General features: G+C 66.6%; 14 protein-coding genes and 1 pseudogene. 8 read left to right on the top strand and 7 right to left on the bottom strand.

Annotated features, from left to right (window positions below; genetic code table 11):
* Positions 1 to 3 precede the first annotated feature (3 nt).
* The 7 genes from THITH_RS02050 to THITH_RS02020 all read left to right on the top strand — a co-directional run bounded on the left by THITH_RS02050 (position 4) and on the right by THITH_RS02020 (position 6,261).
* Positions 4 to 600, top strand: coding sequence for a TorD/DmsD family molecular chaperone (locus tag THITH_RS02050; RefSeq protein WP_006746172.1), 597 nt, complete (start codon positions 4 to 6; stop codon positions 598 to 600).
* Between the two features lie 90 nt (positions 601 to 690).
* Positions 691 to 915: a twin-arginine translocation signal domain-containing protein gene (locus tag THITH_RS02045; protein ID WP_006746173.1), complete on the top strand. Its 225-nt coding sequence runs from the start codon at positions 691 to 693 to the stop codon at positions 913 to 915.
* A gap of 66 nt (positions 916 to 981) precedes the next feature.
* Positions 982 to 3,879, top strand: coding sequence for a formate dehydrogenase subunit alpha (locus THITH_RS02040; protein ID WP_006746174.1), 2,898 nt, complete (start codon positions 982 to 984; stop codon positions 3,877 to 3,879).
* A 44-nt stretch (positions 3,880 to 3,923) separates the two neighbouring features.
* Positions 3,924 to 4,520, top strand: coding sequence for a formate dehydrogenase FDH3 subunit beta (gene fdh3B / locus THITH_RS02035; protein ID WP_006746175.1), 597 nt, complete (start codon positions 3,924 to 3,926; stop codon positions 4,518 to 4,520).
* Positions 4,521 to 4,610: 90 nt separating this feature from the next.
* On the top strand, positions 4,611 to 4,814 hold the full coding sequence (locus tag THITH_RS02030; protein WP_006746176.1) for a hypothetical protein: 204 nt from the start codon (positions 4,611 to 4,613) through the stop codon (positions 4,812 to 4,814).
* A 67-nt stretch (positions 4,815 to 4,881) separates the two neighbouring features.
* Complete coding sequence (locus THITH_RS02025; RefSeq protein WP_051418604.1) at positions 4,882 to 5,916, top strand: formate dehydrogenase subunit gamma; 1,035 nt, start codon at positions 4,882 to 4,884, stop codon at positions 5,914 to 5,916.
* A 138-nt stretch (positions 5,917 to 6,054) separates the two neighbouring features.
* Positions 6,055 to 6,261: a DUF6494 family protein gene (locus tag THITH_RS02020; protein ID WP_006746178.1), complete on the top strand. Its 207-nt coding sequence runs from the start codon at positions 6,055 to 6,057 to the stop codon at positions 6,259 to 6,261.
* A 27-nt stretch (positions 6,262 to 6,288) separates the two neighbouring features.
* On the opposite strand, the gene moeA is transcribed toward THITH_RS02020, so the two are convergent.
* The gene (gene moeA / locus THITH_RS02015; RefSeq protein WP_006746179.1) at positions 6,289 to 7,557 is read right to left on the bottom strand and encodes a molybdopterin molybdotransferase MoeA; all 1,269 of its coding nucleotides are present in this window, start codon (positions 7,555 to 7,557) and stop codon (positions 6,289 to 6,291) included.
* Between the two features lie 74 nt (positions 7,558 to 7,631).
* A complete protein-coding gene (gene mobA, locus THITH_RS02010) occupies positions 7,632 to 8,264 on the bottom strand; it encodes a molybdenum cofactor guanylyltransferase MobA (protein ID WP_006746180.1) in 633 nt (210 codons plus the stop codon).
* A gap of 527 nt (positions 8,265 to 8,791) precedes the next feature.
* On the opposite strand from mobA, the gene THITH_RS02005 reads away from it, so the two are divergent.
* On the top strand, positions 8,792 to 10,219 hold the full coding sequence (locus THITH_RS02005) for a sigma-54-dependent transcriptional regulator (RefSeq protein ID WP_006746181.1): 1,428 nt from the start codon (positions 8,792 to 8,794) through the stop codon (positions 10,217 to 10,219).
* A 19-nt stretch (positions 10,220 to 10,238) separates the two neighbouring features.
* On the opposite strand, the gene moaA is transcribed toward THITH_RS02005, so the two are convergent.
* The 5 genes and pseudogenes from moaA to THITH_RS01985 form a co-directional block, all read right to left on the bottom strand.
* Complete coding sequence (gene moaA / locus THITH_RS02000) at positions 10,239 to 11,252, bottom strand: GTP 3',8-cyclase MoaA (RefSeq protein WP_006746182.1); 1,014 nt, start codon at positions 11,250 to 11,252, stop codon at positions 10,239 to 10,241.
* Positions 11,253 to 11,365: 113 nt separating this feature from the next.
* Positions 11,366 to 11,563 (bottom strand): annotated as a pseudogene (locus THITH_RS18915) (hypothetical protein); the annotation flags it as partial.
* A gap of 192 nt (positions 11,564 to 11,755) precedes the next feature.
* Positions 11,756 to 12,580, bottom strand: a complete 825-nt coding sequence (locus THITH_RS01995) for a substrate-binding domain-containing protein (RefSeq protein WP_006746184.1) — start codon at positions 12,578 to 12,580, stop codon at positions 11,756 to 11,758.
* Positions 12,580 to 13,389 (bottom strand): ATP-binding cassette domain-containing protein, encoded by an 810-nt coding sequence (locus tag THITH_RS01990; protein ID WP_006746185.1) that lies wholly within the window; start codon positions 13,387 to 13,389, stop codon positions 12,580 to 12,582. The genes THITH_RS01995 and THITH_RS01990 overlap by 1 nt, the downstream gene beginning before the upstream one ends.
* Entirely contained in the window at positions 13,386 to 14,087 is a 702-nt protein-coding gene (locus THITH_RS01985) for an ABC transporter permease (protein WP_006746186.1), read from the bottom strand. Before THITH_RS01985 ends, THITH_RS01990 begins: the two co-directional genes overlap by 4 nt.
* Positions 14,088 to 14,124 lie beyond the last annotated feature (37 nt).

The following is a 14,124-nucleotide window of genomic DNA, read 5'->3' as shown; positions in this document are numbered from 1 at the left end:
ACGATGCAGGCACCATGGTTACCCGAAGAAGATCAGGCCCGAGTGGGCACCTACGCGTTGCTGGCCAGGTTGCTGGCAGCGCCCGCCGATCAGGCGCAGCTGGACGAACTGGCGCAACTCGAGGTGGACCGCGGCGCGGATGGTGCCGCGACAACGGCGTTTTCCCTGCTGAAGCTCGCCGCGCAGAAGGCGCGGGCGGAACACGTGGACGACGAGTATCACAGGCTGTTCATCGGTATCGGACGCGGGGAACTCGTGCCCTACGGATCGTGGTACCAGACCGGGGCGTTGATGGAACGGCCGCTGAGCGAACTGCGCCAGGACTTGGCGGAATTCGGTCTGGAGCGCGAGCCCAGCAATCCGGATCCCGAGGACCATGCGGCGTTTCTCTGCGAGGCCATGGCGCTGCTCGCGTCGTCGCGGGAAGTGCCCGAAACGGCGCAGCGCGGCTTCTTCCAACGGCATGTGGGGAACTGGATGCCAGCGTTTTTCCGCGATCTCGAGAACAGCGATGCGGCGTGTTTCTACAAGGCCGTGGGGCATCTCGGCACGGTCTTCATGGAGTTGGAGAAGGCGTATCAGAGGTTCGACGAGCGGTGAGCACGGTCACCGGAGGCTAACCGATCCGGCCGGCCGCGGGCACGGACGACGTTTCGAACAAGGTTTCAACCAGTCAAGGAGTCACAGGACATGAGCGACAAGTCACAACAGCGTGCGCTGCCGGCACATTCCGACGAGCGCCGGCGGTTTCTGAAGAAGGCCGGGCTGGCCGGAACGAGTGCCGCGGCGGCGGCCGCGTTGCCTGGAATCGTGGCCGCGGCGCCGGACACCGGCGCGAGCGGGACCGAACCCAGCCGCACGGGGTACCGCGAAACCGCGCACGTCCGCGACTACTACCGGATCGCTTCCGAGTAGCGCGGGACCGGTACGCCCACCAGGAAGAATGCACAGACCCCGCGTGAGGGTCAGGAGCAACCAGACATGAAACTGATCAGAAAGTCCGACCCCGTCTCTGCCGCCGATCGGTCCGCGGCGACTCGCAGCGCCGACGGCAAAGGGGTTTCACTGGACCGCCGCGCGTTCCTGCGCAAGGCAGGCCTGACCGCGGGCGGTTTCGCGCTGGCCAGCCAGGTCACGCCGGGATTGGTCCGCCAGGCCGAGGCGGCCCGCCCGGATAGCGCCAACGGCGAGGTGCAGACCGTGCGCACGATCTGCGGGCACTGTTCGGTCGGTTGCGGCATCTACGCCAAGGTTCAGGACGGCGTCTGGGTCGGGCAGGAGCCCGCTTTCGATCACCCATTCAATCTGGGTGGACACTGCGCCAAGGGCGCGGCGGTACGCGACCACGGACGCGGCGAGCGGCGGCTCAAGTACCCGATGAAGATGGTCGATGGCCAGTGGAAACGCATCTCCTGGGATCAGGCCATCGACGAAATCGGCGACAAGATGCTGGAAATCCGCGAGAAATCGGGCCCGGATTCGGTGCAATGGCTGGGCTCGGCCAAGTTCAACAACGAGCAGGCGTACCTGTTCCGCAAGATGGCGGCCCTCTGGGGCAGCAACAACGTCGATCACCAGGCGCGGATCTGCCACTCGACGACCGTCGCTGGCGTAGCCAACACCTGGGGCTACGGCGCGATGACCAACTCCTATAACGACATCCTGAAGAGCAAGTCGATTCTGATCATCGGCGGCAACCCGGCCGAGGCGCACCCGGTGTCGATGCAGTTCGTGCTGCGCGCGAAGGAAAACGGCGCGAAGATGCTGGTGATCGACCCGCGCTTCTCGCGTACCGCGGCGCACGCGGACCAGTTCATGCGCATCCGCCCGGGTTCCGACATCGCGGTGATGTACGGAATGCTCTGGCACATTTTCGAGAACGGTTGGGAAGACAAGGAATTCCTGCGCCAGCGCGTCTGGGGAATGGACCAGATCAAGGAAGAAATGGCGCGCTGGACCCCCGAGGAAGTCGAGCGGGTCTCGGGCGTGGACCGCGAAGCGATGTACCAGGCCGCGAAGCTGATGGCCGACAACCGTCCCGGCACTTTCGTGTGGTGCATGGGCGGTACGCAGCACACGATCGGCAACAACTTCACGCGCCTGTACAGCATCGTGCAGCTGGCGCTGGGCAACATGGGCAAGGAAGGCGGCGGCACCAACATCTTCCGCGGCCACGACAACGTGCAGGGCGCGACCGATTTCGGCGTGCTCTCCGATAACCTTCCCGGCTACTACGGGCTCTCCGAGGCCGCATGGCGGCACTGGGCGGCGGTCTGGGACCTCGACTTCGACGAGCTGGCCGCGCGTTTCGCGCAGGACACCTACCCCGAACGCGGCGGTCCGGCGACCAAGCCGATGTTCACCGCCGGCATTCCGGTTTCGCGCTGGATCGACGGGGTGCTCGAGGATCGGGATCAGATCGTGCAGCCCGACAACCTGCGCGCGATGGTTTTCTGGGGGCATGCACCGAACTCGCAGGTGCGCGGGCCGGAGATGAAGAAGGCGTTCGAGAAGCTGGATCTGCTGGTGGTCGTCGATCCGTTCCCGACTGTTTCGGCCGTCATGCACGACCGCAAGGAGAACACCTACCTGCTGCCGGCCACCACGCAGTTCGAGACCTACGGCTCGCTGACTGCGTCGAACCGTTCGGTGCAGTGGCGCGACAAGGTGATCGAGCCGCTGTTCGACTCGCGCCCCGATCACGTGATCATCTACAAGCTCGCGAAGAAGCTCGGGATCGCCGACGACCTGACCAAGAACATCGAGGTGAACGGCGAAGAGCCGCTGATCGAGGACATCATGCGCGAGTACGCGCGTGGCATGTGGTCGATCGGCTACAGCGGCCTCAGCCCGGAACGCGTGAAAACGCACACCTACAACTGGCACACCTTCAACACGACGACGCTGCGTGCCGAAGGTGGTCCGGTGCACAACGAATACTACGGGCTGCCGTGGCCCTGCTGGGGCACGCCGGAGATGAAGCACCCCGGTACCGCGAACCTCTACGACACCAGCCTGCCCGTCGCCGACGGCGGACTGAATTTCCGCGAGAACTTCGGTACCGAGCGCGACGGCGACAACCTGCTGGCCGAAGGCTCGTACCCGGTGGGTGCCGAAATCCAGGATGGTCACCCGCGTTTCACCGCGGACCTGCTGAAGCAGCTCGGCTGGTGGGATGAACTGACCGACGAAGAGAAGGAACTGGCCGACGGCAAGGCCTGGAACTTCGACCGTTCGGGCGGAATCATTCGCGTCGCGATCAAGCACGGTTGCGCACCGTTCGGCAATGCGAAGGCGCGTTGCGTGGCCTGGAACTTCCCGGACCCGGTGCCGATTCACCGTGAACCGATCTACACCAGCCGCTACGACCTGGTCACGAAATACCCGACCTACGACGACCGGCGCGGCTTCTACCGGTTGCCGACCCGCTACAGCTCGATCCAGGCCACCGACTTCAGCGGCGACTACCCGCTGATCCATACCAGTGGCCGTCTGGTCGAGTACGAGGGCGGCGGTGACGAAACGCGTTCCAACCCGTGGCTCGCCGAACTCCAGCAAGAGATGTTCGCCGAGATCAACCCGGTCGATGCGAACAACGCCGGGGTGCGCGATGGGCAGGACATCTGGCTCGAAGGCCCCGAGGGCGGTCGCATTCTCATCAAGGCCATGGTCACCCGGCGCGTCGCACCGGGAGTGGTGTTCACCCCCTACCATTTCGGTGGCCACTTCGAGGGCAGGGACCTGCGCGAGAACTATCCGGAAGGCAGCGATCCCTTTGTCCTGGGCGAAGCGGCCAACACCACGTTCACCTACGGGTATGACTCGGTGACCGCGATGCAGGAGACCAAGTGTTCGCTGTGCCGGATCCGGCCCGCGTGACGCATCCGCAGTGGACAGGCAAACAGTTCTGAGGAGAGCCCATCATGGCCAAAATGAAGTTCCTATGTGATGCCGAACGCTGCATCGAATGCAACGGGTGCGTGACCGCGTGCAAGAACGTGAACGAGGTGCCCTGGGGCGTGAACCGGCGCCGCGTGGTGACGCTGAACGACGGCGTTCCGGGCGAGAAGTCGATCTCGGTGGCGTGCATGCACTGCACCGACGCCCCCTGCGCGGCGGTCTGCCCGGTCGACTGCTTCTACACCACGGCGGACGGCGTGGTGCTGCACGACAAGGACCTCTGCATCGGCTGCGGGTATTGCTTCTACGCCTGCCCGTTTGCCGCCCCGCAGTTCCCGGCGCCGCAGCAGCGGGCCTTCGCGGTCCGCGGCAAGATGGACAAATGCACCTTCTGTGCCGGTGGCCCCGAGGAGCCCGGCTCCAAGGCCGAGTTCGAGAAATACGGTGCCAACCGCCTGGCAGAGGGCAAGCTGCCCGCCTGCGCCGAGATGTGCGCGACCAAGGCCCTGCTCGCCGGCGATGGCGACATCGTCGCGGATATCTACCGCAAGCGGGTGCTGCGCCGGGCGAGCCGGCCAGAGACCTGGGGCTGGGAGAAGGCCTACGGCGCGGATGTTTGAGTCGCCGCAGCGGCCCTGCCCGGACGGTCCGGGCCGGGCCGCGGTCCACGACCCGATCCCATGGGTGACCGAATTGCAAGGAGAAGAGACGTGAAGACCCGATTTCTGATCGCAGCCGTGTCCCTCGCGGCCGTGCTGCCGTTACTCGCCGGCTGCTACGAAAGCCGGGACGTGACGCTCCACGATGCCGGGGTCTACAAGGGCAAGACAGACCCGCTGGTGGAGATGTCCGCCGACCCGGCCTATCAGGAGCGCCTGCGCGAGCGGCTTCTGATGGTGCAAACCGACCGTTGAACCCGGAGGGGGTCAAGAAATGAAAACTTCCACTACTCCGACCCGGGATGGTACGAGTCGCCGACGGTTGGGCAGTCTCGCCCTGCTGGCTTTCCTGGGGATGGTCTTTCTGATCGTCGCGCTGCCGCTGACTGGCTATCTGCTGGTCGGCGAGACCGCGGCCAAGGCGCAACCAGGGGCGGTCAATCCGCTGTCCGAAACCTGGCGCGACGCCCGGCAGGGGACTGCGGGCGTGACCGCAGTCATCGCACCGCAAGCCAACGTGCTGATCACCGACAGCGGCCAGAACTGGCGCCAGTTGCGCAACGGACCGCTGGCCACCTATGGCGCGTGGCTGATGATTCTGGCGCTGGTGGCCCTCGCGGCCTTGTTCCTGGTGCGCGGGCGGGTGCAGATCGACGGCGGCGAGAGCGGCATGACAGTCGAACGCTGGACGCTGTTCGACCGCGTGCTGCACTGGTTCACCGCGATCCTGTTCATTCTGCTCGCAATCACCGGATTGAGCCTGTTGTACGGGCGCGCGGTGCTGATGCCGGTGATAGGCCAGGAGGCCTTCGCGAGCTATGCGCAGGCGGCGATCTACGTGCATAACTATCTCGGCCTGTTCTTCGGCGTGGGCCTGGTGCTGATGGTGCTGAAGTGGATCCGCGTGAATGTGCCGAAAGGCCACGACCTGAGCTGGTTCCTGTCGGGTGGCGGCCTGCTGAAGGGCAAGCACCCGCATGCAGGGTTCGTGAATGCCGGTGAAAAGCTGCTGTTCTGGACGCTGGCCGTCGCGGGGCTCGCGATCGTGATCACCGGTGTGATCCTGCTGTTCCCGCAGCTCGGCCAGTCGCGCGAGACGATGCAGGTCTCGCTGCTGATCCACGCCGCGGCGTCGATCGTGGTGATCACCTTCATTTTCGGGCATATCTATCTGGCCACCGTCGCGATGAAGGGCTCGATGGCGGGAATGGTCGGCGGACGCGTCGACGTGAACTGGGCCCGCCAGCATCACGACCTGTGGCTGAAAGAGTTGGAAGAAAAGGGTGTGAAGCCCCAGCCGGCGCCTGCTAAGGCCGAGACGAAAGTCGAGCAGGAGCCACGGCCCGCGGCATCGTAAGCGACGTCGCAGCGGCAGTGGACCGGAGGGCGGTTGCCGAGCCATGGCGGTCCGGCAGCCGTTTTCCGTGCCGGCCGCTGATCTATGCTGGAATGGCCCGGCACGGGCGCACGAGAACCGTTACGTGAGGAGGATCCGATGAACGAGGAAACCCTGAACCTGAGCCTGCGCGCCTTCCTGAAGCGCGTTGGCATCAACTGTCAGCGCGAGATCGAAACCGCGGTGCGCAAGGGTCTGGAGTCCGGCGCACTGCAGGGCAACGAGACCCTGCCGGTCAAGATCACGCTGGAATTCGGGCCGCTGGACGCGCCGTACCAGGTCGAGGGCGAGATTTCGCTGGAGTGATCGGTGGCCCTGCCGGGTCCGGGAGCCTCACCACGCTCCCGGCAGCGGCTGCACGGTCACGGTCTCGCCGGCCGCCACCGGGCCGCGGTCGTGCTCGAGCACGATCAGGCAGTTCGCCTGGCTCATCGAGTGCAGCATCCCGGATCCCTGGCCGCCGGTAACGCCGACGCAAAGCCGCCCTGATCCGTCGCGCTGCAGGATGCCTCGCTGGAACTCGGATCGGCCCGGTGCTTTGTGCAATGCATCCAGACAGGGAACCTCGAACGTCAGCGGCTCTTCGGGGCCCTGCCCCGCGATTCGGTGCAGCGCCGGGCGCACGAAGCGGATGAACGTGACCATCGCCGCGACCGGGTTGCCGGGCAGGCCAAAGAACAGGGTTCTGTCCCCCAGCGTGCCGAAGGCGAGCGGGCGCCCCGGCTTGATCGCGATCTTCCAGAACGCGACCTGGCCCAGTTCCGCAAGCACCTGCGTCACATGGTCGGCGTCTCCTACCGACACGCCGCCGCTGCTGAGCACGACGTCGGCCGACCGGGCCGATTCGCGCAGCGTCGAGCGGAGTTGCTCGGGATCGTCCGGCAGGATTCCGAGATCCTGGATCTCGGTGCCAAGGCCTTCGAGCAGCCCCCGCAGACTGTAGCGGTTGCTGTCGAAGATCTGGCCGCTGCGTGGGGAATCCCCCAGCGCGCAGAGTTCGTCACCCGTGGAGAAAAGCGCCACCCGCGGCCGGCGGAAGGCCCGAACAGCGGGCAGGCCCAGCGAGGCGATCAGACCGAGGTCGGCGGGGCGCAACCGGCGACCGCGTGCCAATACCCCCTCGCCGACCCGAAGATCCTCGCCGCGGCGCCGGATGTTCGCACCGGGCCGGTGGCCCGGCCCGATGCGAACGAAATCGTCCGCCTCGTCGGCCTGCTCGCGCATCACGACCGTATCGGCGCCGTCCGGGATCGGCGCTCCGGTCATGATACGGACGCATTCGCCGGGTGCGACGACCGACCCTGCAGGGTCCCCCGCCAGCACGCGGCCGGTCAGGCGGAGCACGCCCGATCCGGACGGCGGGAGATCCGCGGCACGGAGCGCGTACCCGTCCATCGCCGAATTGTCTCGTGGCGGCACGTCCCGTGGAGCGATGACGTCATCGGCAAGAACGTGTCCGAGCGCACAGTCCAGCGGCAGCCGCTCGGTCTCCCGGATCACCGAGCAGCGGTCGAGGATCCGCCGCAGCGCCTCATTCGCATGCAGCAGGCCTTCCTGCCGGGTGCCGGCGCCTTGGGACGGGCTACTGGACTCACTGGTCATCGGCTGAACCCAATGGTTTGGCGGCGAATGCCGGTTTCGCGAAAGATGGGGGATTCCGACCGGTCCGACATCGTTCAGTCGGCCGGGGGGCGCGGACCGGGAACCTGCCGCTCCAGCACAGCAAGATCCTCCGGGGTGTTGACGTTGGCGAACGCCTCCGGATGATCGGAGAGATCGGTGGTGACCATCCGGTGCTGCCGATACCAGCGATCGATCTTGCGTCCACCGCCTTCCAGAAAGGCACGCAGCGGCACCGACAACGACCGGTGGAGCAGCGCGACCACCGGCTGCAGGCGTTCTCCGTCATGGGCCACCGCGAGTTCCGCCGACTCCGCGACCACCGAGGCCAGCAGCCGTTCGACCAGGTCGTTCGGCAACAGCGGACTGTCGCAGGGCACCACGGCCAACCAGGCGTGCTTCACCACCAGAAGCGCCGACAGCATGCCCGCCAGAGGCCCGGAATAATCGCCAACCACATCGGCGATCACGCGATGTCCGTAGCCTGCGTACACATCCTGATTCCGGTTCGCGCTGATCAGCACTTCGTCGACCTGGGGCCGGATCCGGTCCAGCACGTGTTCGACCATCGGTCGTCCGGCAAGCGGCACCAAACCCTTGTCCAGCCCGCCCATCCGGCGGGCTTGCCCACCCGCGAGGATCAGGCCGGCCACGCCCCCAGGGGCCTTGCCGCCGCGCGTTGCGGTCATCGTTCACTCCCGCGTCTATCGGTGAACCACCGCCAGCCCCAGGCCCTGGCCTCTCCCGGCACCCTGGCCCGGCACAGCTTAACGCGAAAGAGCCCGGGTCGCGTACCGGGTGTCCCGTAGGGCGGAATAGCGCAGCGTCATCCGCCACACGGCGTTCGCAGTGCCCAGGTGCCCGCGGCACCCCGGGCGCTGGATGGCGGATGACGGCCTTCGGCCTCTTCCGCCCTACGCCTCTTTTATCATCGGGGGCGGCCACACAGTCCCGTAGGGTGGAATAGCGGAGCGTCCTCCGCCACCCAGTAGAGCCGCACGCCCGGCAGGCGCCGCGCTCGGGATCGCCGGTTACATCACGATATTGTGCGAACAGACGTTGGGGAATCGGCCCCTAGGCCTGATCGAGTGGGACATTTCGTCACGACGCGGTCACCCCGGTCGGTCAAAATGATACAATCACGACCGAGCCAAAGACCCAGGCTGGACGCCCGCAGCGCGGGGCTGGCGATGACACACACGCAAGGGCATGAACGATGAATGCGAATCTCAAGCGCGGGCGAGTGGAACCGGCGGGCAGCGCATCCAGTGCCCCAGCGCTCGGTTCCATTCTGGTGGCGAGCGCCGAGGCGGTGCTGGCCCAGCGGATCGCGCGGGCGTTGAGCCGCCGCTTCGCGCTGGTCGAGGTTGCGCACAGCATCGCCCAGGCCGAAAAGCTGCGACAGCGCTGCGCGTTCGACCTTCTGATCACGGCCACCCAGCTACCCGATGGCTCGGGGCTGAACTGGATCGAGTCGCTGCGCGATCAAGGCGTCGATGCGCAGGTGATTCTGCTCGACGACCAGGCCGACATGGACAGCGCAATCGCCGCTGTGCGTGCAGGCGCGTCGGACTATCTGGTTCGCCCGCTGCACCTCGCCCGGATCGAATCCGCCGTGGATCGTTCGTTCGCCCGGCGCCGGCACGGCAACGCGGCGAACGAAGCCACCCGGCCGGTACTCCAGCAACGGCCGCAAGAACTGGTGGTTGCGCACTGCGAAATGGTCAAGTCGGTCTGCGCGGTCATCAAGCGCGTGGCGTCGACCCGGGCGACGGTGCTGGTGCTCGGGGAGTCGGGAACCGGCAAGGAGGTGGCGGCCCGCTCACTGCATGCGTTCAGCCAGCGTACCGGCAGTTTCGTGCCGATCAACTGCGGCGCGATTTCGCCGGAACTCCTGGAAAGCGAGCTTTTCGGCCACGCAAAAGGCGCGTTCACCGGTGCGCACCAGGCGCGCAACGGCTTGTTCACCTATGCCGACGGGGGAACCCTGTTCCTCGACGAGATCGCCGAGATGCCGATGGCGATGCAGAGCAAGCTGCTGCGGGTTCTCGACGACCAGAAGATTCGCCCGGTGGGAGGCAACCGGGAGGTTCCGGTGGACGTGCGGGTGATCGCGGCCACCAACCGCGATCTTGCGGAAGCGGTTCGGGCCGGCGACTTCCGCGAGGATCTCTACTACCGGATCAACGTCCTGACCATCCGGATGCCGGCGCTGAGGGAGCGGCGCGAGGACGTTCCGGTGCTCGCCGAGCACTTCGTCAGAACGCTCGCCGACGAGTTGTCGATGCCGCCCGTTCCGATCACCGAAGAGGACATCGAAGCCCTGAATACACACGATTGGCCCGGGAACGTTCGCGAACTGCGCAATGTGATCGAGCGCGCGGTGCTGCTGGGGATATCACCCGCCGCCTGCCTGCGCGAACTCGCACAGGAAACCCGGCCCGAAGGATCGGGCGCGGCAGTCCCGGAAGCCGTTCCCGGCGCCCCGATCACGCTGGCCGCGATCGAAAAAAGGCATATCCAGGCGGTGCTCGACGGCTGCGGCGGCAACAAGTCCGAAGCGGCCCGAAAACTCGAGATCTCGCGCAAGACGCTGGACCGCAAACTCCAGCAGTGGGGGCGTACCGCGGCGTCGCCCGCGTGACGCGCAGAGGGTCCCGCGTTCAGCCGCCGGTCGCGCTCATCGGGCGAACCGCCACGCCGCGGTCCTGCGGGAGGTTGAAGTCATGCCCTCTCGGCTTGAGTTCCATCGCTGCGGCGATGGTCCGTTTCAGGCGGATCAGGTCGCCGGGATGGGCGCGCAGCACCTGCTTGAGGTCCACCGACTGTTCCTGACCCAGGCAGAGCAGCAGCTTGCCCTCGGTGGTCACCCGCACCCGATTGCAGCGTTCGCAGAAGCTGTGGCTACGGGGCGAGATGAAGCCGATACGCGTTGCCTTTCCCGGAATCCGGTAATAGCGGGCCGGCCCGCCGGTCGTCTCGTCGGTCGCGACGACGTCGTGGCGGCTGCGGATCAGGTCGAGAACCTCGGCACTGGAGACAAAGGCCGGCGCCAGTGCTTCGTCGTCGACCCCGGCGGGCATCTGTTCGATGAAGGTGATGTCCATGTCGCGTGCGAGCACGAAGTCCAGCAGGGCCAGCACCTCGTCGTCGCCGCGGTCACGGATCGCGACGGTATTCAGCTTGATGCGTTCGAAGCCCGCGGCAAGCGCCGCGTCGATCCCCCGGAGCACCTTGCTCAGGTCGCCGATGCGCGTGATGCGCCGAAAATGCTGCGGGTCCAGCGAGTCGAGGCTGATGTTGATGCGCTTCACCCCGGCATCGCACAGCGGGCGGGCGAGCCGCTCGAGCTGCGAACCGTTGGTGGTCAGCGTGAGCTCCTCGAGCCCGGGCAACCGGCCCAGTTGCCGGATGAGCGAGATCACGTTCCTGCGCACCAGCGGCTCGCCGCCGGTGATGCGCAGTTTCCGTACCCCCAGCGCAACAAATGCCTGCCCCACCGTGGCCATTTCCTCCAGCGTCAGCAGCTGCGCACGCGGGATGAAGGTCATGCGCTCGCCCATGCAGTACACGCAGCGAAAGTCGCAGCGGTCCGTCACGGACAGGCGGACGTAGGTGACCTGCCGTCCGAAGCGGTCGATCAGCCGATCCGGTACTCCATGCCTCTGGGTTGCCATTCCTGTCCTTTGCATTCGCGCTGCAGCCCGCCCTGCCGTGAGTCTTTTCCCTTCTGCCTAACCACACGCTGCAAGTAGCATGCCGCAACCCGGTCGGCGTCGAAGCGCCGCCGACTTTCATGCCCCCCGGGGCCACCCCCGACCATGAACGAAGTGTAGGGCGGAAGAGGCCGAAGGCCGTCATCCGCCATCCAGCGCCGGGGTTGCCGCAAACGCCGGGGAAGCGCGAACGCCGAGCGGCGGATGACGCTGCGCTTTTCCGCCCTACGGGTCACCCGGGACGCGCCGGGTTCTTTCAAGTTAACTTCCATGGCCTATGTGGCCACCCCCGATGATGAAAGAGGCCTAGGGCGGAAGAGGCCGAAGGCCGTCATCCGCCATCCGGCGCCGGGGTTGCCGCAGACGCCGGGGAAGCGCGAACGCCGAGCGGCGGATGACGCTGCGCTCTTCCGCCCTACGGGTCACCCGGGACGCGCCGGGTTCTTTCAGGTTAATTTCGAGCGTCAGCGTTCCAGCGAAGGAAAGAACAGTGGCTCACCGCCGATGGTATGGCGGCTGATGCGCTCCTGCCCTTCGGGCGAGGTGATCCACTCGTGCCACTGCCAGGCGAGATCCGCCTTGACCCAGGGAAAACGCTCGGGATCGAGCGGGATGCTCCCATAGGGATTGAACAGCAGCGGATCGCCCTCGAACAGGATGTCGAGCTCCTGACGGTTCCGGAAACTCAGCCACGTTCCCCGGTCCGCCAGTACGTAGGCGTTCATCGCCGCTGCGGTGTTCAGCGCCGCCCCCATGCCGCTCCCCAGTTCCCGATACCAGCGGCCCTGCGGTTGCAGACCCGCATTTTCCCACAGGCCGCGTTCCCTGCGGTGGGTGCCGCTGTCGTCGCCGCGCGAGGTGAACGGGGTCTGCGTGTCGTGGATCCGCTGCAGCGCCTCGGCGACGTTCGCCGCGCCGGCCACATCGGCAGGATCCGCGCGCGGCCCGATCAGGACGAAGTCGTTGTACATCACGTCGCGCCGTTCGATTCCGAAGCCTTCCGCGACGAAAGCGTCTTCACCTTCCCGGTGATGGACCAGCAGCGCATCGGCATCGCCCCGACGGCCGATGGTGAAGGCCTGCCCGGTACCGACCGCGACGACGCGCACCTGAACACCCGTGCGTTCGGTGAACGCCGGTATCAGCACGCGAAACAGACCCGACTGCTCGGAGGAGGTGGTCGAGGCCAGCGTGATGAAGGGCGTATCCGCTCCCACCGGCCCGCTCGGAAGCACTGCGGCGGCGAACAGCAGCGGCAGGGCCGCGAGCCGCGATGCCCAGTGCCCCATCAGAAGGAACCTCCCAGGGGCGTGTGGGGAGCGGATACGTCGGTTTCGAGGATCAGTTCGCCGCGAACGAAGCGGGCGGCGGCGGTCGTCGCCGGCGACGAGAAGAACCGGGATGCCGGCGCGTGTTCGACAATTCTCCCGCAGCACATGAACACGACGTCGTCGGCCAGACGGCGGGCCTGCCCAAGGTCGTGGGTGATCATCACGATCTTGGTCCCCTGTGCATGAAACGCGTTGACCGCGTCTTCCACCGCCTTGGTCGCCGCCGGATCCAGCGCCGAGCTGGGTTCGTCGAGAAACAGCACCTCGGGATTCAGGGCCCAGGCCCGGGCCAGCGCCAGCCGCTGCTGTTCCCCGCCGGAGAGAATCCGGGCCGGCCGGTGCGCCACCCCGGAAAGCCCGAACGCGGCCAGCGCCCGCTCCGCCTGGTCCCGCCGCTCGCGCCGCCGGACTTTGGCCAGCGCGAGTGCGTGGATCACGTTCGCGAGCGCCGAGCGCCGCAGCAGTACCGGGCGCTGGAACACCATCGCCTGTCGCAGCCGGCATCCATCCGGCCGGCCGACGTCCACACGGCCGTGCGAGGGCTTCACCAGACCGTGCGCGATGCGCATCAGCAGGCTCTTCCCGGAGCCGTTCGGACCGACGATGATCGTCCGCCCGCCGGGTCTCAGCGCGAGATTGGCGCGATCCAGCAACGCGTTTCCGGAACGAACGAACGAGACCTCGCTGAGCTCCACCAGCGCGCGTTCGGCCACGTTCGCGGTCATCGGCATCATGTTGTGCTCCCCAAAGTCATTGCCCGAAGTCATTGCATGTGTTTCCTGCCGATTCCGCTCAGCAGGTAGGCGGTGCCGTTGATCAATGCGACCAGGGCCAGCAGGACCAGGCCCAGCGCGAGGGCGAGCGGCAGGTCTCCCCTGCTGGTCTCCAATGCGATCGCGGTGGTCATCACCCGTGTCACGCCCTCGATGTTGCCGCCCACGATCAGCACCGCGCCCACCTCGGCGCTGGCCCGGCCGAACCCCGCCAGCACCACGGTGGTCAGCGTGATCCGGGCATCCCACAACAGCGTCGGCACGGCGCGCAGCCGTCCGGAGCCCAGCGAACGAAGCTGTTCCCGGTACTCGTCCCAGAGGTCCTCGATGGCCTGTCGGGTCAGCGCCGCGACGATCGGCAGCACCAGCAGCGTCTGCGCGATCACCATCGCGGTGGGTGTGAACAGCAGGCCGAACTGGCCCAGGGGGCCGGCGCGCGAGAGGCTCAGATAGACGATCAGGCCGGCGACGACCGGGGGCAGCCCCATCAACGCGTTCAGCGCGGTGATCACGAGCCCGCGCCCGGGGAAGCGGAACAGCGCGATCAGCGCGCCGAGCGGCAACGCCAGCAGGCTGGCCAGCACTACCGCCGTCAGGCTCACCTGCAGCGAAAGCTGGATGATGGAGTACAGTCCCGGATCCCGGTTCACGATCAGGGACAGGGCGAGGCTGAAGGGATCGGAACTGTTCAACGGCTCTTGCCGACGGTGTGATAAGCTGCATTCTACC

It is taken from the genome of Thioalkalivibrio paradoxus ARh 1 (assembly GCF_000227685.2).
Classification (GTDB): Bacteria; Pseudomonadota; Gammaproteobacteria; order Ectothiorhodospirales; family Ectothiorhodospiraceae; genus Thioalkalivibrio; species Thioalkalivibrio paradoxus.
Note: the sequence above shows the minus strand (reverse complement) of the source record. Positions and strands in the feature narration are given on the sequence as shown.